Below are 25,609 nucleotides of genomic sequence, written 5' to 3' on the forward strand. Positions count from 1 at the left end.
ATAAGATTAATTTTATCTCAATGCATGTCTTTCAATACTTTTTGCAAACAAAGGCGTCTCGCTTTGATTGTGATATATAGAAACTGGCTGTCGTTGGGTTTTAAAAAGTTCAAATGGGATTCCCTGCTTTTCCAGTCCTTTAAGGAAATCATCAGTAGGTCTTGATAGGACTCTGTTGGTAAATTCACAAGTATTATCATCTATCTTTCTTACACTCATTTCCCAGTGTACAAGGATAGTAACACGGCCGGTAGGGGTAAAAACATCCGAAACAGACTCCAGGATAAGGTGTGTGGGCTCGGACACGGTTTCTATATAATGCTGTACCATTGGATTTCCTCCAAGTATTTCTACATTAATAGACATTCTTTTACCCTCAGTAGAGGTCGTAACGCCTGCCGCAATGTGAGCAGGGGAACATGCCTGATATTCGTGTTCCGGAAGGGTAAAGCACCATTCCGGAAGGTTGATTTTTTCAATCGGTGCGTTGATCACAGCAGAAAAGCTTGAATCAACAATAATGGGTTTATTTTCCATGTTAATTATATTTTAATTCATTTTAATAATTCATTTTCCTTTATTTCTGGGATCATCCGAAGGATTCATATAGCTTATTCCCAAAGGCCCAAAGGCGCTGACCTGTGTTTCATAACTTCCTGATTTTGCCCAATGAAAATGCGGTGTATTTCCAGGAAGTACCACAACACTTCCCGATGGATAAGCCTTTAATTTAGCAGCATCGAACTTTTCGCCTATACCAATATAAAATACACCGCTTATGACTGTATATATTCTGTTTTCAGGATGCTTGTGCGGAAGCAGTACCACGTCAGAAGGTACTCTTACCCGAACTACATAGGGTTCTGCCTTTTTCGGATCTCCTATCAGTACAGCAAGACGGGCTTCAGGTGGAAACGCTGGAAATGCTGACCATTTGATATTTTCTGGATAGATATCTCCCCATTCATTATTGGATAAACTTTGAGCATGAGTATGGTTGGTGTTTAGAAATGCAACGGTGCAAAGCAGAGTTATAAAGTAATTTGTTTTTTTCATTTTTCAGAAATTAATTATTGTAATTTTTATCCAGTTACTTGTATTCGGATGAATTGGGATAACGGAAAATCATAGAGCAAAATTCGGTAGAGTTTGACAATGGATTGCGTGACCTACCTCACATAAACAGGACATTCAGCTATTAAGACATACAATAAAGAATGAATTGAGGCCAAACAGAAACGCCATGTAAAAATGATAACTTTTACATGGCGTTTCTTGCTTTTAAAGCTGAGTAGTATTCGATTAATTGATCGATGATTTTCGAGCAACGGACAGAAGAGGGATCAGGACAATAAACTTCTCCTCATTAAGATTTACTATTAAAAATAAAATATTCTTATCCGGGAATATATTTCATACTGATTTCTTCAGAAAGAGTATTAGGTATTTCGTGAAACCCTATTTTCCGGTACAGATTGTAAGCCTTGTCATTTCCGGGAATAACCTCTAGAATGATTTCAATGCCATTAAATTTTTGACAGGCCTCGGCAATAACGGCCTCAATCAGTCCCTGACCTATATTTTTTCCTTGAAACTCTCTTTTTACATACATCTGGTAAATACTTCCGGTGCTATCTTCATTTTTAACAAAAGTACAGATACCCACGAGTTCCTGCTGTGCAAAAGCTCCATATACAAATCTTTCCGGTGTTTGTTCTTCAATATCGTTTTCTATCCGAAATTTTTCAATACTCAGGGCTTCCTGATAGGTTGCTCCAAAAGATTCAGGGAATTTTTCCAGACTTTCCAGGCGGATGGCCCGGTACATTTTACTTTCTCCGGAGATAAGTTTTCGATAGCTAATATTTATCATAGTCAGTAGGGTAATCATTTCCATTAATATCCGGGTACAAGTATATAGATTATTCTGAACTTCTTTTAGTATGCCCGGTTGAATTTCAACAATTGTATTAAAATTTTTAAACTAAACGATGTATTTGTAACAAATTTCACTTCAGTTAGTCTTATTATAAACAAAAGCAATCATTTTTTGAGCGGAAAAGTTTATAGAGCAGTCCGGAAAGCTTAAAAAATGTTTGTTTAAGGGGAAAATTTGGTACTTTATTTAAATGTTACATTTTTGCAAAATTAACAGCTTATTTCATAATAAGCATGATAAATTATGTATATTTATAACACTTATTGGGGAAAATAGTAAAATAATAGTAGAAGTTTATCAACATATTTTAATGAAATATGTATAGGTAGATATAGGGAAAAGTGGTGCTGATGGAAAGAATTAATCTAATCATTCTTAAGAATAAAAAAATACATTCAAAGGATATAAAAAAAATAATAGCCTGTACAATCTGTATAGGGTTATTTTTATGTATGCTTTCGTGCAGCCATGATTCTCAGGATAAGGAAAGAGAAAATTTTGATACTTCTCTATTAAACCAGACTTCAGACCTTCAGTTGTCAGGGGAGTATGAAGCTTTTATCCGGCTGAATATAAAATATCTGAAAAAGGCTGCGAAAATGAAATATAAAGCCGGAAAAGGTCTTTGCTATCTGAATATGGCAGGGGTGAATGTCTCGACAGGAAATTATGATAAAGCCCGCTTTTTTTTCAACAAAGCAGAGAAAGATCTGAAAAACTCTGAGAATAATTATCATAAAGCAGCATTCTATAATGACTATAGCCTGTATTATTCTCATCTTAAAATAAATGACAAGGCTATTGAATGTAATAATAAAGCATTTTATTTTTTAAAACAGGCTGCAAAAACTAGTCTTGCCCGAAAACTTCTTCCAAGACTGTACGTGAACAAAGGAATTTACTATGCCTGGAAAGGGTGGTTCGGAACTTCTTTAAAATGTTTCACCAAAGCGAATGTACTGGAAAACTCGGCCTACAGCAATTGTATGGTCGCCCAATATTATTTATTTGTTCATAAGCCAGATTCTGCAGGAATATATATTGAGGAGGCAGATGAGAAAATGCTAAGCCAAAAGACAACTGATGTAGAATCCCTATGGGTTTATTATACGATGGGATACTACTATAATGAAATAAATAGCAGTGAGCAGGCTGAGAAAGCACTTAGAAAAGCTCTGGACATCAATATTAAAACGAGACGTACTTATTCTTCACATATAAAAGAGGTTTATAAGGCACTGGCAGACCTGTATAAGAAAAAGAATGACGGCGGGAAAGCTTATTTCTATCTGAAAAAATATATGGAAGAAGAAGGCAGATTTGATGCTGCAAGATTTACCGCGATGAATAAGGCGACCGAGGATTTTATTTCTGAAGTAAAGCAGGAGTCGGACTGGCATAAAAATGATCTTCCGTTATTTATTGCCCTTTCTATCGCTGTCTTTACCTTTTCAGGAGTATATGTACGGAAGATAATTAATAAGTTAAAGCTAAAGAAGAATTCCTTAAAAGAAGAAACGAATGAGTTGAAAAACAATGTGGAAACTAAGCAGTTGGAAGAAGTAACAGAACTTGCCAAACGGAATGATTCTTCTTTTTTATTAAAATTCAAAGAACTGTATCCTGATTTTATAAAAGCACTTTTGAAAATCAATCCTGATCTTGAAAATTCAGAACTGACTTTCTGTGCTATGTTGAAACTACGCTTTTCTTCCAAAGAAATAGCAGATTATACCTTTGTACAGCATAGATCCGTACAGCAGAAAAAATACAGAATCAGAAAAAGATTGAATATTCATGGAGAAACGGATATTTATGACTTTTTTGAAAACTTAACAGAATAAAGAAATTCATCACAATAAAAGGTGTCTGATTCTGTTTTATAAAAGATTTTATTGTTAATCTCAGTAGAAGCACCATTGGAGAAAAGAATAGAGTGCAATTTATTCTGAGAGATCATTTTTAATCATAATTTATACAGAAATTTAGCTTAAATAAAGAAACATATGACACGTATTTTTCTTGCTGTTTTACTTATTATTTTAGTTTCATGCCATTCTTATTCAAAAAAGGAGGCTGAAAAGAAATTTGATGTTTCTCTTCTGAAGCAGAATGAGAAATTCAGAGTGGCCGGAGAATATGACTCTCTGATCAATCTCAATAAAAGGTATTACAAACTGGCTGATAAAATAAATTATGCAGACGGAAAAGCGCTGTGCTACATCAATCTGGCAGAGCTTAATATTTCATTAGAAAATTTTCAGAAATCTCAGATTCTTTTCGATAACGCAAAAGAAATCCTGGATCATTCAGAAGATAATATACACAAAGCCAGATTTTATAATGTTTACGGCAGGTTCAATTTAGAACTCCGACGGGTTGACAAAGCTTTTCAATATAATAATGAAGCGATGAGCCTGATCCAGAAAAGCGGTCAATCTGAACTTAAAAATGATCTTCTTTTCAGTATTTATTTCAGACAGGCCATTTATTTTATCCAAAAAAAGGATTATGAAAGAGCACTTGAATACTTTCACAGGGCAAAAAAAATGGATAATACAGGTCTTACCGATTGTGCAATAGGTGATTACGTTTATATGCATAAGAATAAAGATTCTGCATACAAATACGTTGCTACTGCTTATAATAAAGCTAATATAAGAGGGAAGGAAGACGGAATTGCCCTGTATGCCAATACTATTATGGGAGAATATTTTCTTACCAACAAACAGTATGATAAGGCAGAAGAAACTCTTAAGAAGGCTTTGAAAATCAATGAAAAGACCAAACGTATCTATGCCTACTATGGTAAATATATCTATAACGATCTCAGGATGTTGTATGAACGTACAGGAGATAAAGAAAAAGCATACCTTTATTTGAAAGCATATACAGAAGCTTATTATAAAACCAATACATCTTTAGCGGCCACGATCAATCAGGATATGGAATCTTTCATTACCGGAGCCCAACAGGATGCAGCCCATCATAAAAGTAAAATATACTGGATTTTCTTTTTATCATTGGTAGGTCTTTCTCTGCTGGGATTATATGCATGGAGAATTATCAGAGCCCTTGGAAAAAGAAAAGAAGTACTTACAATAGAAGCCGAAAATCTGAAAATCAGAATGAATGACAACAAGCAGGAAGAGATCATAGAACTTGGTAAGAAGAATGATCCTGAATTTCTGAATCGTTTTAAAGAAGTTTATCCTGAATTTATAGATCAGCTTTTAACAATTAATCCCGGCCTTGAAAGTTCTGAATTGATTTTTTGTGCGATGCTGAAACTGCATTTTACATCCAAAGAAATTGCAAATTATACTTTGGTTCAGCACAGAAGTGTGCAGCAGAAAAAATACAGAATAAGAAAGAAACTGAATATTCCTGGAGAAACAGATATTTATCATTTCTTTGATACCTTGAAATAATTTCAAAAAAAACTGTCTGATTTATCATGTCAGACAGTACTCGAAAATATTCTCTTTTCACCACTTGAATTTTTTTGTGGTTTCTCTGTTCAAATATGAAAATTTTTAATGAAAACAAGAAAAAAAGCTATACTACATGAATACTACATCACATATTTGTATTTTTAAATAACTGATAGTTAAGTTATTGTGTTTTATGTTGGATTTGTGGATTTATTTTAGAAAAAAGGACCAGCAACTTTAAAGCAGTTCGTTTTTTAGCCTGTATTTTAAAATAATAAACTCTTTGACAATGTTTTTTAGCCCTGATTTTCCATGTTTTTTTATCAGTATCTTGATAAGAACTCTCAAATAATTTCACCTTTTCAAAATCTTTGTGGATTAAATAAATAATTAGAATTAAAGTGTAAATCCTTGAAATATAATTATTTATAATCATGTTGTATCTGTGTAGTATCGTTTTTTTTTGTTTTTTATTCAGAAAATGTAAGTTTTGCAACGGGTTTAGTTGTGAATATCACATGATATGTTTTGTTTTATTGAATTTATGATAATGATTATCAGTGTCTTTGAAGGCAGAAGCCGGATAATCCTTTCAATAAAAATCACAATATACTCCTCCAAAATAACTTTAATAGAGCTTTATGAAAAAAAGAATTTTATTTGTTTGCGCATTAGCGTCTTGTTTTACAGTTTTCAATGCTCAGAGATGGGAATCTGTTTCTCAGAAATCTTTGCAGATAAGAGAAGGTGTAGAAGTGCAGCAGTCTTACAGAGTTGATCTGAAGTCCCTGAGAGAAATGCTGAAAAATGCTGAAGAAACGGGAAAGAATGCACGTCCTGTTATTATTTCTTTACCAACAGCAGAAGGAAAGATTGAAAAATTTGCTGTCTATAGCAATCCTGTAATGGATAAATCGCTTGTAGACAAATATCAGCTGGGATCCTATGTGGGAATTGGTGTGGATGATTCTTCTAAGTATTTAAGATTCAGTACATCCCCTACTGACATGCAGTCTATGATTATCAAAGATGGTGTATTCCAATTTATAGAACCCATAAGTACGGATAAACAAACTTACGGTGTATTTTATAAATCAAAAGAAACAGGGGAGCATGGTTTTAAATGTGATACCGGGGAGTATGATTTTAAAAATATGAATAAGCTGGTAGAAAATGGTAAAAAAATGCTTTCCGGAGTGGGAATTACAAGCAGACCTACCAATACAAAATACAGAAATTTTAGAATGGCATTATCCGTTACCGGAGAATACAGCCAATATCAATTGACCGCAGCGGGAACTCCTGCCAACGCAACAGATGATGTGAAAAAAGGAGTTGTTTTGGCAGCAATGAACAATACCATGACCCGTATAAATGGTGTTTTTGAAAGAGATTTTGGTGCTCATTTAACAGTTCAGAACCTTCCACAGATTATATATCTTGATGCTGCATCTGATCCTTATACAGATAATTTAAATCTTCAGTTACAGCAGACCCTTACTTCTGCAGTAGGAAATGCCAACTACGATATTGGGCACGTTCTTCATCAAAATGCAGAAAGAAGTGGAAATGCCGGTGGAATTGGGATTGTCTGTACAGATCCTGCCAATAATACAGAAATTAAAAAAGGATCAGCTTATACCCAGGGACCTGTACCTGTTGGTGAAGTTTTTGACTTTACCGCAGCACATGAAATGGGACACCAGCTGGGAGCTAATCATACATTTTCAAATACTTCTGTTACAGATGCTCTTCAGGGAGCGAATGTAGAACCGGGAGGAGGAACAACAATCATGGGATACGCAGGGATTACCTATGATAATGTACAGGCAAACGCAGATGGATATTTTCATTACAAATCCATTGATCAGGTACTGACCAATTTAGAAAATAAATCTACATGTGGAGCATCTCAAAATATTATTAATAATACAGCTCCGGCAATTAATCCATTGTCAGCGTATAACATTCCTAGAGGAACGGCTTATTATCTTGAAGCTTCTGCTGCAGATGCTGAAAATGATGCTGTAAACTATACTTGGGAGCAGAACGATACTACAGATGATTTTTCTACCATTTCAGGAGATAGCGGATGGGGGTATAATCCCAAAGGAGCCTTAACGAGATCAGTTCCTGGTACACCAAATGGAAGAAGATATTTTCCTAAGCTGGAGACTGTGATGAACGGAATACTTACAGATAAGCAGGGATGGGAAACTGTATCATATATTCCTCGAACATTGAATTATGCTGTAACGGTAAGAGATCTGAACGCTCAGCGCCCAATGGTTTCAACCTCAACAACTACAGTAACAGTTGGGAATGATGGTCCATTCAAATTCAATGGGCTTACTGCATCTTCAGTGTTGTATAATGATGCTGTAGGCACAATTTATTGGGATGTTGCCAATACGAATGCTGCACCTTATAATACAGCGAGCGTAAAAATAGATTATACTACAAATAATGGAGCCAGCTGGACGAACCTTGTTGCTGCAACTCCTAATACCGGAAGTTTTAGTGCACAAATGCCGGCTAATATAAATGGAGCTGTAAAATTAAGAATATCAGCTGTAGGAAACGTTTTTTACGCAGTATCTCCTGCCATTACTGTGGGCAGTGCACCTACATCTCCTACGTCAGCACCTACAGGTCTTTCCACTATAGATACTGAGATTTTCAAAACAACAGCGAGGGTATCTTGGAACAGTGTTCCGGGAGCTACCTATTCTGTTAATTATAGAAAAGCAGGAACTGTAAACTGGTCCAATGCAGTGAGCCCGGCAAATTCATTAGTATTAAATAACTTAGAAGACGAAACAAATTATGAAGTACAGGTTGCAGCTGTAGTGAACTCTGCTGTCGGAGCTTTTTCTAATAATTATGCATTTAAAACAAAAGGTTTAAAGACAGGAGTTGATTACTGTATATTGAATTCAGGGTCACCTTACTTTGCCGGAATTGTATCTGTTAAAGTAGCGAATTTGGATTACTTTAATGGGGTTGCAAGATCATATATAGACTTAAGCGAGGATCCTTCTAAAATAGTGAATCTTGTTCAGGGGAGTTCTTATACACTAAAGCCTGCTGTTGTAAACTTACTTGCTGCTGCAAATGAAAATGTCTCTGTTTGGATTGATTATAACAGAAACGGAGTATTTGAAGCTACTGAGAGAGTAAGCAGTATATCAGGTGGTGCTCCGAAAGGGCTTGTAAATTTTGGAGATCATAACTTTACGGTTCCAGCCACATCATATACAGGAGATAAATTATTAAGAATGAGAATTGTTGGTAAATATTCAACTGCAGCTCTTACTGATACTTGTGGTGAACTGGCAAGCAATGCGGGTGGTATTTTGGATCTTCCTGTTAAAATTACTGCTGGTGCTCTTGCTGTGAGAGAGGCTATAGACACAAAATCTTCAGAGGTATCTATTTATCCTAACCCTGCAGATACATTTGTAGAAGTGAAAAATCTTAAAGGTAAGGCAGATTACAAAATCTACAGTGCAGACGGAAGATTAGTTCAGGAAGGTAAAATTGAAGGTAAAATCAACGTTGCTTCTTTGGTAAAAGGAATGTATGTGATCACTATAAAAGATGAGAAGAATACTTACAATACTAAGTTAATCAAGAAATAACACACATGAATCTCTGCATCAGGATCTAAAAAAGCGGAGAGAAAAAAAGTTTATTTAACTGAAAAAGGCTGTCTCTGGTTGAGGCAGCCTTTTGTTTATAATGAAGTAAGATGACCATTAAAGAAATCCAGCATGGTTGTTAGTGACTTTTCAGAATGCATCCGTTCTCCGTTTTCAAGAGATTCCTGTGTGGCAATAGCCGCTCTTTTACGCATATGATGTTCATAGCCGGAAATTGCTTCCTGTAATGTGCTGTAGCTGTTATTTGTTAAATATTCGCTCAGTTCAAGGGCATCCAGCATGGCCATATTAGCGCCTTCTCCTGCAAACGGAGGCATTACGTGGGCAGCGTCACCAATCAGTGTCAGATTGGGTTGTGCTTCCCAGGTTTGATCTGAAGGCATAGAGTAGATCAGGCGCGGAATAAACGGCGTTACAGCATTTTCAAACAACTCATCCCAGATAGGATTCCATCCGGAATATTCTGTTTTGAACCATTTTAGCATCTGTGCATGATCAGAATAATCAAGACCGCTGTCAGCAGGCCAGTTTTCATCAGCTTTAAAGCTTGCATAAAATCCCAGGTCTCCATTGCCTTTCTGACCTAATAAGATATTTTTGGTATTTCCAAATGCCATTATTTTCCCACCTTTAATCATAGCATCAATCTGAGGTGCATTTTCTTTTGAAACATTGCCTTCCAGCATGATGATTCCGGAATAAACAGGTTTAATATCAGTAAGATAAGGCCGTATTTTAGAATTGGCTCCATCACCGGCAATAACAAGATCTGCATATTCTGAAGTTCCGTTTTTGAAATGCAGAAGCCATCCTTCATTCTTACGCTCCATCGTGAGGAAATGACTGTCCCAGACTACGGTTTCAGGATGTAATGATTCTAAAAGCATATTCCTTAAAGGCCCGCGGTCTATTTCAGGGCGGAAATGTTCTTCGCCAAAATCTTCTTCAGGTTTCGTCTCATGATCATTGAAAAATATTTCAGCCTGTTCATTCATGATCAGGGTTTTGTCTGCTCCGGGTCGGAAAGTCTTCTTAAATTCCTCCAGCAGCTCAGCTTTGCGTATGGCTGCCAGCCCTGAATCTTCATGCATATCAAGAGGGGAACCCTGTACCCGTGCATTTTTATTGAAATCTCTTTCATATACTTTTACGTCTGCACCTTTCAACTGTAAAAGTCTTGCCAGTGTAAGTCCTGCGGGACCGCCGCCAACGATTGCTATTGATTTATTGTCTATCAGCATTGTTAGTTTAAATTTTACAATGCAAATTTATTTTCCTTTTAACACTGATAATAGTACAAATCGGTCGTTTTTATTTTTAGATAATTCTTTGGGAGCAACTCCTGAAAATTTCTTCACTTCTTTGATGAAATGGTTTTGATCAGTATAATTGAGTTCGGGAAAGAGTCTTCCCTGTGCAATGTGTTCCAAAGATGCTCTGAAACGCAAAATAGTAGAGTAGGCTTTTAATGATAAACCGAGCTGTTTGGTAAAATAACGGTTAATCTGTCTGCTGCTCCAGCCTGTTTTTTCAGAAAGTTCCTGCACGCTCATTTCACCCTTTGAAGTATAAACCAGGTCGAAAAGTCTGCGTTTTCTTTCATCTACCTTTGAAGGAAGCAGTTCTTTTATTTTTTGAATTGCTTTTGTACAACAGCTGGAAAAATCATTTAAATCATCTGCTTTAAAATTCCAGAAATCGGGAGAAAGTTCTTTTCCTATATTCAATAGATCTGCAATGGAGGTATTTAAAATATATTCAACTGCAAGAGGTTTGAAACTGACAACAAAAGCAATTGTCTGAGGAGCAATATATCTTTGTTCAGGATAAGTTTCCAGTCCGAGAAGGGTAATATGAAAAGGTTCTGAGGCAGACTGTGAAAAAAATAAATCAATTCTTCCGTCAGGAATAATCACGACTTCTTTAGCCTCATCTGAAAGATTCTGAAAAGTTCCCAGATTTTCAACAAAATCCGCGATCTCTTCATCAGGTTCGATAAAATTATAATTGAAGTCATTGTCCATAATATAGTCTGTGGCAGACTGGGTTTAATGAATGAAATTACAAAATTTGTTATATATCAGCAAGATATTCTTCATTGTACAGGATCAAAACAAAGCCTAAAGTTTTCAGCAAATTAAAGATAAAAATAGTAAAAGTTTATAGGATAATATTTTAGAATTAAAAGATTTGTGCTTTACTTCAATGGTTTTTAAATCTTATTTTTGTTTCGGAAAGATTTCAAAAATAAATGTATAACAGCTCTTATTCTCATGGACAAATCATTACTTAACACCTACTTTCATTCCTTATTCAGTATCAAAGCGGAGGTGGTTGAAAAGATCACAGAAAAATTTATCCATTTTGAATTAAAAGCAAATACTGTTTTGCTGGATAAAGATGCCATCAGTACCAAAACCTATTTTCTTGAAAAAGGGTATGTCCGCTCGTTTATACTGAATGAAGATAATGAGGAAATTACCACCAATATTTATAAAGCTCCCTGCTTCGTTAATGATTTTTTATCCTTTTTCAGACAGCAGCCTGCCAAAGAAATATACCAGACGGTGACTGACTGTGTTTTCTGGGAAACAGGATTGGAAAATGTACAGGATAATTTTCATAATATTCCTGAATTCAGGGAGTTCAGCAGGCTTCTTTTTGTCCTGAATTACTATAATATTCATGACAGACTGATAGAAATGGCAAGTCAGAAAGCTTCCACAAGATATTTCAATCTGATGAAGAAAGATCCGGATATTTTTCAGCATGTTCCTTTGAAGATACTTGCTTCTTATCTGGGTATCAAAGACAGCTCACTGAGCCGGATCAGAAGGGATATTCATAAAATATAATTTCTTTTCATTTGTCAAGTGATATTTCAGAGATCATCACTGATCTTTGCTAAAAATAATTTCATGAACAAAAAACATATTGTCGTTGTAGGATTAGGTGGAGTAGGTGGTTATTTTGGTTTTAAAATAAATCAGACCAATGAAACTTCCGGAAAATATACTGTTTCTTTTGTTGCCCGTGGAGAAACTTATGAGAAAGTAAAAGATAACGGATTGACTTTGCTGTCTCCTGAACATGCTAATCCGCAGACTCATCCTGATACAATTGTACAGAACATCAGGGAGATTGAAAATCCTGATCTGGTACTGATCTGCGTAAAAGAATACGATCTTGAAAACGTGTGTAAACAGTTACTGCCAGTCATCAATGAAAATACAGTCTTACTTCCGATGATGAACGGTGCAGATATCTATGACAGAATACGCAAAATAATTCCTGAACATACAGTTCTTCCAACCTGCATCTATGTAGCTTCTCATATTAAGGAAAGAGGAACCGTGGAGCATAAAGGAAAAGCCGGGAAAATGATTGTGGGAAGAGATCCTGAGCATTTTTCTACCTCTGTAGAGTGGATTACCGATCTTTTGAGCGAAAGTAAAATTGATTTTGATTTTAAAGACAATTCATTAACGGATATCTGGACGAAATTTATTTTCATTGCCAGTTTCGGATTGGTAACAGCTAAGTATAATTCATCTATAGGAGCTGTATGTACTGATGAACAGCAGAGAAACGAAGCCGCTGAAATTATGAAAGAAATAAAGCTGATCGCAGCTAAAAAAGGAATTGATTTGCAGGAAGACATTATCAGTGCAACTTTCGAGAAAGCTTCTACATTTCCTTTTGAAACACCCACATCTTTACAGCTTGATGTTAACTCAGGAAAGAAAGATAACGAATTGGAATTATTTGCCGGAGCTGTCTTAAAGTATGGAGCTGAACTTGGTATCGAAACTCCTTTTACCCAAAAAATCTACACTGGGATTAAAGCAAAATAAGTTTGCGCTAAGACCGGAAAAGAAATATAAAAGGGTGGGTTTTAGCCCGCCCTTTATTGAAATTAAATATAAAAGATAGAAATTTAAGCACTGTGCATGAATTTTTGCCGGTCCAATAGTACTTCCTCTGTTTCCCGATGATCAGGATCATCTATACAGCAGTCTACAGGACATACAGCTTTACATTGTGGTTCCTCATGAAAACCTTTACATTCCGTACATTTTCCGGAGACAATATAATAAACTTCATCCGAAACAGCCTCATTGTAAGCATCGGCATCTCCTTCTGTTCCGTCAGGAAATGTAATATGCCCTGAAAGCTTTGTTTTGTCTTTCCAGCGCCAGTCGATAGCGCCTTCATAAATGGCTGAGTTGGGGCATTCGGGTTCGCAGGCTCCACAGTTGATACAGGCATCCGTTATTTTTATAGCCATATTGTGTATGTTTAGAGGGTTTTTAAAAGGGATTTCTGCAACGTCGGACGATTCAGAAATCCCTGCTAAACTTAATTACAGCAGTTCAACACTGTTCTTTTGAAAATAAACAGCATAAAGTGTGCTAATTTTTATTTTTAAATCATTAATCTGCAGCAATTTCTACCGGCAGTCCATGCATCTGCATTGTAAAGGGCATCTGGAAGCTAATCTTTTGGTAGTATGAATGTTGAAGAATTCAGGCTTTCTATTTTTTTAGTTGTTGCGATGCTGATCAGCTTATCAAACTTACCGGAATAAAAATCCGAAATTTCAGTTGAATGTTCAGGATCAAATAATGATGACCTGACAATAGGGACACTGAATGGCAATGGCCAGGCACGCAATGACTTGGCAATTGAATCCATAGCATTGATTCCCTGCATTGCCTGCAGACCATCAGCCCAGCATACTAACCCAACTGTTTTATCGGTAAGATAAGGTTCATGCCTGTTGGCAGTCACTTCAAGCCAGTCCATGCAATTTTTCATCACTCCCGGAATACTTCCATGGTAAAGCGGAGCCAGCCAGATGTGCAGATCGGCATTGGTAAACATTTGGGTCATACGCTCTACTGCTAAAGGAGTTTTAGTAAGCGTGACATCAAATAGCGGAATGCCGGAATCCGCAAGGGTGAAAATGTCAGTCTGAATTCCCAACATTTTCAGACGTTCTGAAAAATAGTCGGAAATCAGTCCGGAAGTAGATTGTGTTCTTCTTTCCAAAGACCCATTGAATATGATTGCTTTCATTTTTTATTGTTTAAAAATTACTTTGGGTAAACCTATCTCACCATACATCAGTGTTTTAACTAACGGTTTCAGAAGTCCAGCAGCTAATAAATAGAGCGCAGGATCATGATGGGTGCTCGCACGGACAACTACTTTCTGATTTCTGTAATGCTTCAGGTCTGCATAAATGAGACGGCGTTTCCAGAGGTCGAGCAGAACCGTTTCTGCACTGTTTAAATCAACATAAGAAGCATAAGGAGATAGTTTTTCCATGATCAGCATATAGGCCCATGGCGGGATAATGGCATCCGTAGAACAGATGATTCCTACTGCTTTTTCGTTATAGACAGAAAAATCCACCGCAGCAATTGATTCTTTAAATTCTTTCTCCTTGACAATCATTCCCATAAAAAGATGATCTTTAATATCCAGTTCTACAATTTCCGTTGTAGGCTTGTAGTCTGAAAGGTCAAGAGCAATAATGCCTGAAGCCTTTGCTTTATTGATAAAAGTTTCCTCAGTCATAGTTTATTATATTTGATGTTAATTATCTTACTTTTGATAAAGCCTCTTCATATTTTTTCTCCACAGCAGACCAATCCAGAACAGACCAGAAAGAATCCAGATAATCTGCCCTTTTATTCTGATAGTTCAGATAATAAGCATGTTCCCACACATCTATTCCAAGAATAGGGAAGCCTCTGTTCATCGAAAGAACATCCATCATTGGGTTATCCTGATTAGGTGTGGAACTGATAGCCAGAGATCCATTGAATTTTATAAAAAGCCATACCCATCCGGACCCGAATTGTGACAGACCTGTTTTTTTCATTTCTGCTTTAAGGTTCTCAAGACTTTCAAAAGTAGCAATGACAGCATCATTAAGTGCACCTTCAGGATTAAGTTTGGGTTGAGGTGAAAGAATTTCCCAGAATAAAGAGTGATTGTAATGTCCTCCGCCGTTATTTCTTACAGCAGGGCTGTATTCACTTATCCTTTGCAGTAAAGAATCAAGATCGGGATTGATTTCACTGGTTTGTGCCAGGGCTGCATTCAGATTATCAACATAGGCCTGGTGATGGCGCTGGTGATGAATGGTCATTGTTTCTTTATCTATAAAAGGTTCCAAAACATCATAAGCATAAGGTAACTGTGGTAATGTAAATGGGTTCATCGTATTTATTTTTTTGATTGTTGTTTGACAAAGGTAAAAATATATTTTAATTAAACAACTTTATAGTTGTTTAATTGGATGTGCGCTTTCAAAATATAACTGGTTGTAAATGTTTGGTTTGTCTGTTGTTTTTGGAGGTTATAGAAAATGACTATATTTGTTGTTGAAAAATAAAACAACCTAAATATTGTCAAATGAAGAAGCCGGCTGCTGATCGTATTCTGATGTTTTTAAAGATGAGAGGTGAAGTTACATCACTTCTTATTGCTGAAGAATTGTCGATTACAAAAGAAGGGGCAAGAAAACATTTACTGAATCTTGCTCAGGAAGGATTGATCCGGTCTTCGGTGAAGAGCGAAGGGGTAGGACGCCCATCTGCTTACTATACTCTTACAGAAAAAGGATTGGCTCAGTTTCCCGATACTCATGCAGATGTAACCGTTCAGATTCTGAAATCAGTGAAAAATCTTTTAGGTGAAAATGCCCTGGATTTATTAATCAGTGATCGTGAGAAGAATACTCATGAACGATATGAAAAAGTACTTTCTAAGGCAAAATCTCTGGAACAACGCCTTGAATCCCTGGCAAAAGTACGTAGTGAAGAAGGATATATGGCAGAATGGAAAAAAGAAGGGAAAGATTACTTACTGATCGAAAACCATTGCCCGATATGTGCTGCAGCAACAGAATGTCAAGGGTTCTGCCGTGCTGAGTTATCCAATTTCCAGTCGTTGATCGGGAAAGAATATACGGTTGAAAGAGTAGATCATATTGTTTCCGGCGGGCAGCGCTGTGTTTATAAAATCAGCCAGTAATTTAATTTATCATTCAAAAAATGGCTTTAAAAGCAGTAATATTTGATATGGATGGAGTCCTGATAGATTCAGAAAAATTCTGGACTCATGCAGAGCTTGATGTATTTTCGTCTTATGGAGTACAGGTTACAGAGGATCTTGCAGCACAAACCAAATACATGACCACTCAGGAAGTGACAGAATTCTGGTATGAAAGATTTCCATGGGAAAATTTTGATGCGTCTGATCTGGAAAATAAAGTAGTCACAAGAGTGATTGAAATGATACAGACCAAAGACTGTACAATGTCCGGTGTACAGGAGTTTATCAGACATCTTAAGAATAAAGAATATAAAATAGGGCTGGCAACCAATGCCCCTTTGCGTGTGGCACATATTGTTCTTGAAAAACTTCAGGTTCGTGATCTGTTTGATACCGTCCATTCGTCCGAATTTGAAACCCAGGGCAAACCTCATCCTGCGGTATATCTTACCTCTGCAAGAAACCTTGGTGTTTCTCCTGAATACTGCATTGCTATTGAAGACAGCCACTCAGGATTAAAAGCAGCAAAAGATGCAGGAATGCAGACCATTGTTTTCACCAATAATGATGAAAGCATTGATTCTGATCTTGCCGACTTTAAAATATTGAACTTTAGCAATGCTTTATTGCCGGTGTTTAGTGAATAGTGAATCCGCCTCGCTGTGAATTTTAATATGTAGTGTAAAATTGACGATTGACTGCGCAGCAAATTGACTATTGATATTAAGATTTGAATAGTGAATAGTGAATCCGCTTCGCTGTGAATTTTAATATGTGATGTAAAAATTGACTATTGACGCAATCACGAATCCCATCTCTCAATACTTCATCAAAATCTCCATCAGCATAAGAATAGAGACCAGTTTTTTAGACGACTGATACTCCGGATTCAGTTGCTCACGGATTTCCCCCAAAGCTTTGCTTAATTTATTACTTACCGTCTTATTGCTGAGTCCCAAAGCTTCTGCGGTTTCATTAACGGACATGTTTTTCCGGATCCTCATATCATATACCTGCTGTTCCGTTGAAGGAAGCTGGGCAACCACTTCATCAATCATCGATAATAAAGCATTGATCTCATTTTCTTCAAGAATTTCAAAATAATCTGTATCCGATATCTCAAATTCATTGGGGATATCAAACTCGTCAATACTCAGCGTGAGAGGAGCTTTTTTATAACTGTTATAAAAGTCAAGGATACGGTAATGAAGATGGCGGAGAAGATAGCCTTTTGCACTTTCTGAATCGTCAGTTTGTATCACATCTGTATTCTCAAGAATCTTTACCCACAGGTTCTGAAGGATTTCCTCAGCGATTTCCTTATCCCGGGTCCGTACAAAGACAAAGCTATATAGACTATCCCAGTATCGGTCATACAGCAGCATAAATGCAGGACGGTCGCCTGATTTTATTTTCTTTAATAATGTATAGTCTGTTGGGCTCATATTGTTGATGCAAAATTACCTAAAGGAAAATTAACTTTTTGTGAACTTTGGGTGTGGTAAGATTAAATATTTCTGAAAAACGGGAACAAAATAGTGGGTTAATGTTGGGTAAATGTGAAAAATGGTGAAAATTATTAACAATTTGCTCATAATGTGAATATAACGTTAAGAATGCCCTGGGGAAGTTTTTCATTTTCACTGTCTTATAGATAGAAGTATCTGTGAATACCATGAAAGACTTTATGAAAAATCGTTTAACATATAAAAATATTGAAGCCTTTGTTTTCAAACTTTGGGAACGGGAAGTTTCTGAAGAATCAATTTCTGAAAAGGAAAAAGAACTTTTAACAAAATGGAGAATCCGTACTGAAAAAGATCTGGATGCTGTTCATAGAAAAGAATCCAGAGAAAGAGTATTGTCGGGACTGGAGCATTATTTTCCTCAAACAGATCATATTTCTATACATTCTGTAAAAAGGTTTAAAACACATCTATATAAAATTGCAGCGGTTATTATTCTGCTTTTGTCGTTGGGAGGTATTTTTACGTATACAATGTTCATTAAGCCTGATGTTTATCTTGCAAAATCAGAAAACCGTATTGTTCATCTGGAAGACGGGTCTGTGGTTACCCTTTTACCAGGAGCGGAACTTACCGTTGAAAAATCATTTCCTGCTTCTACCAGAATTGTGGATTTAAAAGGAGATGCAATCTTCTCCGTAGCCAAGTCAAAAATACATCCTTTTGTAGTGCGTGCTGATGGTTTCAGTACTAAAGTTTTGGGAACTGTATTTAAAATCTCACAGTCAGGAAAGAGAAAAGCGGTTGATCTTTATGAAGGGAAGGTGGCCGTATCTTCTCCGGGAGTTCCGGTTTCTTTCCTTAAACCGAATCAGAAATGGACAAATTTCGGGATTGCGCGTACTACAGCGGTTATTTCAATACGTCCGGTGAAAAATACAGCCAAGAAAATTTCTGCAATACTGTCTTTAAGCTTTAACGACGTTCCTTTAAAAGAAGTGGTAGCTGTTCTTGAGAGTAACTACAACACAAAAGTATTATATCCTAAAGATGCTGAAGACAAGAAGATAACTGCTGACTTTACCGGAGGAACGGTAGGAGAAAATATTGAATCACTGGCCTTCATCCTGGGATTGGAAGTACAGAAAAAAGAAAACACCTATATCCTGAAAAAATAAAACACTACTCAAAAAATTAAATAATCATAATCAAGAGAACACTTTAAGTATGAAAAGTTTGAAATGTGGGATTACCATAGCAGCCTTATTTTTTACTGTAGCCACAGAAGCACAGGAGCTGGTTCAGAAAGTAACATTTTCTGTACCTGCCAACAGACCGTTGATTGAAGTTTTGGAGGAATTTGCCGGAAAAACAGGAATGAGACTGGCCTATTCTAAAGTAGATATTAAAGAGCTGAAGGTAAAGGGAGTAAAATGTGAAAATACTTCTGTTAACAACTGTCTGAAGGATATTACCAATGGACTTCCTGTTGTGTATCGTCTGCATGGTGATCTTATTTCGATAAAATATGAAAATTCTAACATTTCGGTATTGGGAAACGGGCGTATTTCCGGTAAAATAGTGGATGAGGTAGGAAATCCCATTACCGGAGCTGAAATTACTATAGCCCGGAAAACTGTAGTAACAGATAATAACGGAGATTTTACGGTAGATCTTCCCTCGGGAACCTATAACCTTACAATAAAAGCTCCAAAATACAATACGCTGAGAGTTGAAAAACTATCCGTCATCAATAAAGAAACAAGTTCCGTATCATTTGCCCTGAACAAAGCTTCCGATAAAATCACAGATATTAAAGAGGTCGTAATTACCGCCGCCCGTAAAGCAGATACACAGGCAGGGCTCCTTGCTCAACAGAAAAAAGCGGCACAGATGAGTGACGGTATTTCAGCAGAGCAGATTTCCAAAACACCGGACAGCGATGTAGGAGGAACTCTGAAAAGAGTAACGGGAATTACCACTATTGATAATAAATATGTAGTCGTAAGATCTATGGGTGAACGATGGAATACAGCAGCCATGGACGGAATTAATCTCCCAAGTACGGAAGCTTATAATCAGAATTTCTCATTTGACATCATTCCTACAGCCATGGTGGAAAGTGTAGTGGTGAGTAAGTCTGCAACACCCGATATGAACGCCAGCTTTGCAGGAGGTTATGTAGAAGTGAGAACCAAAGATATTCCCAATGAAAATTTTACAACCGTAACAATGGGAACTTCTTATAATGATCAGTCGGCATTTAAAGAATTCCTGACACGCAAGCGGGGAAAGTATGATTATTTTGGATATGATGACGGAAGCAGGGATTTCCCCAAAGGACTGGAAGCCATGAACTGGACGGATCCGAAATTTTTTGAACAGTCCAAACAATTTACCAATGATAATTTTAGTACCTACAAAACCAGAGGTGACATGGGATCTAATATACAGCTGGCCCTGGGAAGAACTTACGCTCTGAGGAACAATAATAAATGGGGATTTGCCGGAGCATTTGTCATCAGAAACGAACAGAATAAACTGGATATCGACCATACGGGAAGAGGAAACTGGCTGGATACAACAGGAATGCCGGATGCCAATGGGCAGATTCCGTTTTACAATTTCAAAAACAGCGGAGCTTCCTACAATTATAATTCTACGCTCGCTGGGATGTTGAATTTCGGGTTACAGCTGGGAAAAAATAGAATTTCATTCCGTAATTCATATACCCATATTTTTGATAATACTTTGACAAGAGTTACAGGATGGAATGAATATTCAACCGGGAGCGGAATGGCTGCCAATGCTGAACTAGCCTATAATTATTTTTATAACGGAGTTATTCCCAATAATGATCCGGCTCAGATCAAAACATTAGACAGACCTTATACCGATAATACCAATTACCCGATTTTTCAGACCCTTTTGCAAAATAAGCTGGAAGGAAGCCATAAAATAGGAAATACAGAGATCAGTTGGTTTGGAGCCCGTACAGGAGTTTCTTCCGATACCAAAGATTATACACAGTATATTACCCGGTATGATTTTATCGGAAATGAAATCTTAGCCTTTCATAAGATCTATAATTCCGGAGCAGATTTCTACAGAGGATATATTGAAAACAGAGAAACAGACTACAACTATGGAGCTTCTGCGAAATGGGATATAGACGCAGGAAGCTTTAAAAATACTATTAAAACCGGATATGCCGGAGCTATAAAAAACAATACCAACCAACAGCAGAAGTTTTTCCTTCGTGTTGATGAAAACCGGGACGTTCCGAATAGCGAGAAGAACTATTTGACGATGTATGGTTCGCTTGCTGACTGGTTTAATGGCTCCCATTATGTTCCGGGTGGTATTGGTTGGGAAACCAGAGGACTTTATAAAAATGACAAATATGAAGGAGAAGTTAATCAGCATGCCGTATATGTTATGTTTGACAACCGTTGGAAGAAGTTAAGATTGGTATGGGGGCTTCGTGCAGAATATTTTAAGTACAATATGATTTCTCAACAGCTGGATCCCTCAGATTCCAAGTATATCATGAGAGCTGCGATAGAAGATAAACCATGGCAATGGATGCCTTCTGTGAATTTTACATACAGTCCTACCAATAAAATCAACCTGAGACTTGCTTATAATAAATCAGTAATTCGCCCTCAGTTTAATGAAAGAACAGGATTGCCCTATTTTGATCCAATCGCCAATGGGTTGATTTACAATACAGAAATGAGTTCTTCAGTCATTAATAATTATGATTTCAAATTTGAATGGTTTCCGGGGCTGGGCGAGATATTTTCTGCAGGATTGTATTACAAAAATATAGACAGGCCAATTGAACGTGAAGGGCATATTTCCAGTGAAGGGAATCTTTTCTTATACAACGGAAATTCAAAAAATGCAAAGCTGATAGGAGTGGAAGCCGAAGTAAGAAAAAGTTTAGGCTTTATTGCGGACGGAACTTTTCTGGAAAAGCTTTTCATAAGCGGAAACTTTACCTATAACCATACGAAAGTAGTGGCTTTTAAAGACCTGTATAAAACAGGTGATAATGATGAAACCTACGAAGTGAAACGACCGCTTTACGGACAGACTCCTTATGCCTACAACCTTGGATTGGTCTATGATGGAAGCCGTCTGGGACTAAGCTTTTTGTATAACGCGAAAGGAGATCAGTACATCACAGTAGGATATGCTTACAAAGGAGAGGAAATACAGCGTCCTTATGCTGTAGCCGATGCACAGCTTTCTTATAAATTCCTTCGTAACAGAAACTTTGAAGTGAAATTTAATGTAAGAAACCTCTTCAACAGGGTGAAGGAATATTATAACAACTTCAATTCTTATCTCGCTGCCAAAAATGGAGGAGGAAGTAACGTTGGTACAGAAAGAGAAGCATGGGATCTTCTTCCGGGAGCAACAGACAGGTATGATAAAAATATTGATAAGATCATGTTTCGGGCGTACAGCGGAAGAATGTTCAGCCTAAGTGTGAATTATACTTTTTAAAAAGAAGACACCAAATATATAATATAAAAGAGCTCAAGATAGCATCGTACAGGTTTCGGTAACCTGATCAAAGACTGGAAAAATACTGATGAAGCGCACAGCAGTACCGGTTCAGAAAAAAACCGAGCGTTAATGGCTTTTCCCAGGTATTAACGGTTTCTATGGGAACTTCCCCAATGTAGCTCCTCCTGCAGTGACGGATGAATTCTAAAAACCAAATCGAAGGAATAGAGAGGCAGATATTCCTGAATATTAAAAAACTGATCTGGTATAAAATAACACGACCGGATTTATTAAAAATTATAACAATGAAAAGACTAACTCTAATTGCAGTGGCAGCATTATCTCTTACAGCTTGTCAAAACGATCAACTGGCGGATTCATCATCTCCATTCGAAATGAAATCTACTTCTGCTGAGTACCTTACAGCTTCGGCTCTTCCGGTAACCAGCGTAAGTGGTGCTATTACTACAAATACTACATGGAGCGGTGTAGTTGAATTAGATGGAGTTGTAACCGTAAAAAATGGTGCTACATTAACAATCCAGCCGGGTACATTCATTAAAGCTAAACCAAACACCAGCAATACTGCTACAGGAGTTTTGGTAATTGCTAAAACAGGAAAAATCAATGCAGCAGGTACTGAAGCACAGCCAATCATCTTCACAAGCTACAAATTGCTGGACGGAAATGAAGATACAACTGCTGCTCCTGGTGATTTCGGAGGAGTTATCATATTAGGAGATGCTCCTACCAACACTCCTTTCACAAAAACAATTGAAGGATTATCTGGTCCTGATTTCTATTACGGAGGTACTAATGCTTCTCACAACGGAGGAACATTGAAGTATGTACGTATTGAGTTTGCAGGATTCGATCTTTTAGCTCCAAACTCAGGAAACGAAATCAACGGACTTACTTTAGGAGGAGTAGGAAACGGAACTACTCTAGATCATATTCAGGTATCTTTCGGAAAAGATGACTCTTTTGAATTCTTCGGTGGTACTGTAAACGCTTCAAACCTTGTTTCTTTCGCTGCGGATGATGATAACTTCGATTTTGATAACGGATATACAGGAACTATTACTTGTGCTCTTGCTTTGGCAGATTACAACTCTACACACAGTCTTAGCGGATCAAGCCCGGATTCTAACGGTATTGAGCTTGATAACAACGCAGACGGTTCTTCTACATCATTGTTGACTCACCCGGTTATCAACAACCTTACGATCGTTGGTTCTAAGAACTCTACTAAAGGTGCTTTGTATGAAAACGGTATCCACATCAGAAGACACGGAAGATTAACATTAAATAACGCTGTGGTTACAGGTTATCCTGTGGGTATCAAAGTAGAAGGTACAGGTTCTGAACTTTCTTCAGCTTCAGCATACAGCACAATCCAGATCCACGGATTTACTACTTCAGTTACAGGTACAGGAACAGCAGGAATCCCTGCATCTAACCTGGCGACTGGTACTCCTGCATCTCTATGGGGTATGAGCCAGCCTTTCTTCAACGAAGGTGGTTGGAATGTATCTCCAAGAAACTGTGGAAACTTCCAGGGACTTTGGACAAAATACAATTTCTCAATTGTAGAATAATAAAAACTTAAAAAAAGCAGGGAACAGCACATGCTGATTCCTTGCTTTTACTTCAAAAACCTTAATAATCAGCATTATGAAAAAAATAATTTTATCATCTGTTCTGTTTTTATCTCACATGGCTGCAGCACAGTCTCTGGTATGGGGAAATTCTTTTGATACTCCTGCTGACCTTCAGGGATGGACTTTCCATGATTTGAACAACAATAGCAACGGATGGGTACAGGGGCAGAATATCTATCACAACGGAACATCCTTAGCATATGGAACTGCCGGCGTTCTTCGTCACTCTATCAGTTTGGTTCCAAGTGGAAGTGTTACAGGATTTGGGGCAGAAAATGACTGGATTATTTCTCCTCAGATTGATCTTACCAATACTGCAGGAACTGTTACTCTGGCTGCCTATATCGGGAGACAGAGATCTACTCATACTATTGTTGCCAGAGAACTTTTTATCTATGTAAGCACACCACAGAAAGAAGTTCCTACATTATCAGATTTTCAGGCAATGACCGTAGATGCAAGTGGAAATGATGTTCAGAGTATTTATAAAATACAGGTAGGTGACTCAGCCAATCCCTTTCCGGCTGATCTTACCCAGTTTGTAGAATCCCTTGTAGATCTTTCTGCTTTTGCAGGGAAGAAAATCTATATCGGAATGTGGTCAAACAGAAAAGCAAGCGGAAATAATGTCCAGAATATCAATATTGATGAAATGGGAATCTACGCTACTTCATTTTTGGGAACTAAGGATGTAAAAAGAAACAAAATTGTAACACAAATAGCAGAAAATCCGGTAAAAGAATCTCTACAGCTGCAGCTTAATCCGGCATTGAAAGAAAATATGACGGCGGTAAACATTTATAACGCAGCAGGACAAAAAGTACTTACCGCTCAGTATTCTAAAGCGATCAATACAACAGGGCTTACATCTGGAGCTTATATAGCAGAAATTACAGATGGAAAGACTACGGAAAGGTTGAAGTTTATTAAAAAATAACCCTTCTTCTCTTAGAAACTGATTTTAGAAACACCATGAATTTTTAATATAAGATAATGGATAGTATTTGATAAAGACTATCCAGAACATATCCAACTAGTTTTTTTATAATTATATATTGCCCTGCTCTCGGGTAGGGCAATATTTTTAAGTTTTACAATGAAATAATTGAAGAAAGATGAATAGAATCTTTGCATTACTACTATTATTTACTGTACTGTTTTCATGCACAGACAACAACACGATGGAGTTGTATGATAAGGTACAGAAACCCGGAGAGGTTAACATCAAAGGATTTTCCAAGCCTGATGTCCTTCAGTTGAGGTTGAATGGAGCACCTGTATCCATTGACGGAAAAACGTCTTATACCAATAAAATAGAAACGCAGCTTCAGTTTGTCCTGGATCAGGGTGAAACCAATAAGCTGTCTGTATATAATAATGAAACAGGTACCGAAATTGCAAAATACAATATTACTTATGACAATATAAATGATTATAAAAACTTATACTTTTTCAATCTTCCGGGGATTTATCTGCAGACTTATGCGGTAAAACCTCAGGTTAATCTTGGAAAAGTAGGGTTTGAATTTATTTTCCCTAATCTTGGCGAATTTTCCGGAACCACCCTGAAAGATGTGAAAGGCGTTCTGAAAAGAGAAAATGGAGTGGTGCTGGCAGAATTTGACAACATTGGGAAAGACAATTTTACCGCAGTGAAAATCTATAGTTTTTTCAGTTCTGCAGCTCCGGTATACCTGGAATTGTACAAACCCGGAACTACGGTGCCTTATTCCGGATCTAAAATGATTCAGGTAAAATTGAAACAGCACACAGGGGCAAACATGATTGTTCTTCAGGAAAAAATGGAAAATGGAGAATGGGTGGTAAAAGGAGATATTGATGTCGCAGAATATCTGTAATT

22 protein-coding genes are annotated in these 25,609 nt (G+C 37.1%); 12 read left to right on the forward strand and 10 right to left on the reverse strand.

Features of this window, described 5'->3' with window-relative positions; genetic code table 11:
• Nucleotides 1-12 precede the first annotated feature (12 nt).
• The 3 genes from ACTJIP_RS09335 to ACTJIP_RS09345 form a co-directional block, all read right to left on the reverse strand.
• On the reverse strand, nucleotides 13-537 hold the full coding sequence (locus ACTJIP_RS09335) for a hypothetical protein (RefSeq protein WP_077414700.1): 525 nt from the start codon (nucleotides 535-537) through the stop codon (nucleotides 13-15).
• 30 nt (nucleotides 538-567) lie between these two features.
• A complete protein-coding gene (locus ACTJIP_RS09340) occupies nucleotides 568-1,056 on the reverse strand; it encodes a cupin domain-containing protein (protein WP_198424149.1) in 489 nt (162 codons plus the stop codon).
• Nucleotides 1,057-1,396: 340 nt separating this feature from the next.
• Nucleotides 1,397-1,873, reverse strand: a complete 477-nt coding sequence (locus ACTJIP_RS09345) for a GNAT family N-acetyltransferase (RefSeq protein WP_440704471.1) — start codon at nucleotides 1,871-1,873, stop codon at nucleotides 1,397-1,399.
• Between the two features lie 416 nt (nucleotides 1,874-2,289).
• Here ACTJIP_RS09345 and ACTJIP_RS09350 point away from each other — a divergent pair, with 416 nt between their 5' ends.
• The 3 genes from ACTJIP_RS09350 to ACTJIP_RS09360 all read left to right on the forward strand — a co-directional run bounded on the left by ACTJIP_RS09350 (nucleotide 2,290) and on the right by ACTJIP_RS09360 (nucleotide 9,014).
• Nucleotides 2,290-3,783 (forward strand): tetratricopeptide repeat protein, encoded by a 1,494-nt coding sequence (locus ACTJIP_RS09350; RefSeq protein WP_440704472.1) that lies wholly within the window; start codon nucleotides 2,290-2,292, stop codon nucleotides 3,781-3,783.
• A 162-nt stretch (nucleotides 3,784-3,945) separates the two neighbouring features.
• Nucleotides 3,946-5,370 (forward strand): tetratricopeptide repeat protein, encoded by a 1,425-nt coding sequence (locus ACTJIP_RS09355; protein ID WP_077414696.1) that lies wholly within the window; start codon nucleotides 3,946-3,948, stop codon nucleotides 5,368-5,370.
• Nucleotides 5,371-6,014: 644 nt separating this feature from the next.
• Nucleotides 6,015-9,014: a reprolysin-like metallopeptidase gene (locus tag ACTJIP_RS09360; RefSeq protein WP_440704473.1), complete on the forward strand. Its 3,000-nt coding sequence runs from the start codon at nucleotides 6,015-6,017 to the stop codon at nucleotides 9,012-9,014.
• A 95-nt stretch (nucleotides 9,015-9,109) separates the two neighbouring features.
• Here the strand turns inward: ACTJIP_RS09360 and ACTJIP_RS09365 are convergent, their stop codons facing one another.
• On the reverse strand, nucleotides 9,110-10,276 hold the full coding sequence (locus ACTJIP_RS09365; RefSeq protein ID WP_440704474.1) for an FAD-dependent oxidoreductase: 1,167 nt from the start codon (nucleotides 10,274-10,276) through the stop codon (nucleotides 9,110-9,112).
• Nucleotides 10,277-10,303: 27 nt separating this feature from the next.
• Nucleotides 10,304-11,059 carry a helix-turn-helix domain-containing protein gene (locus tag ACTJIP_RS09370; RefSeq protein WP_219072505.1) on the reverse strand — a complete coding sequence of 252 codons (756 nt, stop codon included), beginning with the start codon at nucleotides 11,057-11,059 and terminating at the stop codon, nucleotides 10,304-10,306.
• A gap of 249 nt (nucleotides 11,060-11,308) precedes the next feature.
• Here ACTJIP_RS09370 and ACTJIP_RS09375 point away from each other — a divergent pair, with 249 nt between their 5' ends.
• Complete coding sequence (locus ACTJIP_RS09375; RefSeq protein ID WP_440704475.1) at nucleotides 11,309-11,890, forward strand: Crp/Fnr family transcriptional regulator; 582 nt, start codon at nucleotides 11,309-11,311, stop codon at nucleotides 11,888-11,890.
• A 63-nt stretch (nucleotides 11,891-11,953) separates the two neighbouring features.
• On the forward strand, nucleotides 11,954-12,889 hold the full coding sequence (locus tag ACTJIP_RS09380; RefSeq protein ID WP_440704476.1) for a ketopantoate reductase family protein: 936 nt from the start codon (nucleotides 11,954-11,956) through the stop codon (nucleotides 12,887-12,889).
• A gap of 83 nt (nucleotides 12,890-12,972) precedes the next feature.
• Here the strand turns inward: ACTJIP_RS09380 and ACTJIP_RS09385 are convergent, their stop codons facing one another.
• From ACTJIP_RS09385 to ACTJIP_RS09400, 4 genes are all read right to left on the reverse strand, one after another.
• Entirely contained in the window at nucleotides 12,973-13,323 is a 351-nt protein-coding gene (locus ACTJIP_RS09385; protein WP_077414683.1) for a 4Fe-4S dicluster domain-containing protein, read from the reverse strand.
• A 206-nt stretch (nucleotides 13,324-13,529) separates the two neighbouring features.
• Nucleotides 13,530-14,114: an NADPH-dependent FMN reductase gene (locus tag ACTJIP_RS09390; RefSeq protein WP_440704477.1), complete on the reverse strand. Its 585-nt coding sequence runs from the start codon at nucleotides 14,112-14,114 to the stop codon at nucleotides 13,530-13,532.
• 3 nt (nucleotides 14,115-14,117) lie between these two features.
• Nucleotides 14,118-14,618 carry a DUF2480 family protein gene (locus tag ACTJIP_RS09395; protein WP_077414679.1) on the reverse strand — a complete coding sequence of 167 codons (501 nt, stop codon included), beginning with the start codon at nucleotides 14,616-14,618 and terminating at the stop codon, nucleotides 14,118-14,120.
• A 22-nt stretch (nucleotides 14,619-14,640) separates the two neighbouring features.
• Complete coding sequence (locus ACTJIP_RS09400; protein WP_440704478.1) at nucleotides 14,641-15,267, reverse strand: superoxide dismutase; 627 nt, start codon at nucleotides 15,265-15,267, stop codon at nucleotides 14,641-14,643.
• A gap of 194 nt (nucleotides 15,268-15,461) precedes the next feature.
• Here ACTJIP_RS09400 and ACTJIP_RS09405 point away from each other — a divergent pair, with 194 nt between their 5' ends.
• Nucleotides 15,462-16,082 carry a helix-turn-helix transcriptional regulator gene (locus ACTJIP_RS09405; RefSeq protein ID WP_219072507.1) on the forward strand — a complete coding sequence of 207 codons (621 nt, stop codon included), beginning with the start codon at nucleotides 15,462-15,464 and terminating at the stop codon, nucleotides 16,080-16,082.
• 20 nt (nucleotides 16,083-16,102) lie between these two features.
• Entirely contained in the window at nucleotides 16,103-16,750 is a 648-nt protein-coding gene (gene hxpB / locus ACTJIP_RS09410; protein WP_219072508.1) for a hexitol phosphatase HxpB, read from the forward strand.
• A 171-nt stretch (nucleotides 16,751-16,921) separates the two neighbouring features.
• Here the strand turns inward: hxpB and ACTJIP_RS09415 are convergent, their stop codons facing one another.
• The gene (locus ACTJIP_RS09415) at nucleotides 16,922-17,548 is read right to left on the reverse strand and encodes an RNA polymerase sigma factor (protein WP_440704479.1); all 627 of its coding nucleotides are present in this window, start codon (nucleotides 17,546-17,548) and stop codon (nucleotides 16,922-16,924) included.
• A 242-nt stretch (nucleotides 17,549-17,790) separates the two neighbouring features.
• Between ACTJIP_RS09415 and ACTJIP_RS09420 the strand changes: the two genes are divergently transcribed.
• The 5 genes from ACTJIP_RS09420 (at nucleotide 17,791) to ACTJIP_RS09440 (ending at nucleotide 25,607) form a co-directional block, all read left to right on the forward strand.
• Nucleotides 17,791-18,747 (forward strand): FecR family protein, encoded by a 957-nt coding sequence (locus ACTJIP_RS09420; protein WP_257468878.1) that lies wholly within the window; start codon nucleotides 17,791-17,793, stop codon nucleotides 18,745-18,747.
• A gap of 49 nt (nucleotides 18,748-18,796) precedes the next feature.
• On the forward strand, nucleotides 18,797-22,084 hold the full coding sequence (locus tag ACTJIP_RS09425; protein WP_440704480.1) for a TonB-dependent receptor domain-containing protein: 3,288 nt from the start codon (nucleotides 18,797-18,799) through the stop codon (nucleotides 22,082-22,084).
• Nucleotides 22,085-22,392: 308 nt separating this feature from the next.
• Nucleotides 22,393-23,685 (forward strand): hypothetical protein, encoded by a 1,293-nt coding sequence (locus tag ACTJIP_RS09430; RefSeq protein ID WP_077415850.1) that lies wholly within the window; start codon nucleotides 22,393-22,395, stop codon nucleotides 23,683-23,685.
• 76 nt (nucleotides 23,686-23,761) lie between these two features.
• Nucleotides 23,762-24,685, forward strand: a complete 924-nt coding sequence (locus ACTJIP_RS09435; RefSeq protein ID WP_077414665.1) for a T9SS-dependent choice-of-anchor J family protein — start codon at nucleotides 23,762-23,764, stop codon at nucleotides 24,683-24,685.
• Between the two features lie 178 nt (nucleotides 24,686-24,863).
• Nucleotides 24,864-25,607 carry a hypothetical protein gene (locus ACTJIP_RS09440; RefSeq protein WP_228408694.1) on the forward strand — a complete coding sequence of 248 codons (744 nt, stop codon included), beginning with the start codon at nucleotides 24,864-24,866 and terminating at the stop codon, nucleotides 25,605-25,607.
• Nucleotides 25,608-25,609: the final 2 nt, after the last annotated feature.

The organism is Chryseobacterium sp. 22543 (assembly GCF_052044565.1).
GTDB lineage: Bacteria > Bacteroidota > Bacteroidia > Flavobacteriales > Weeksellaceae > Chryseobacterium.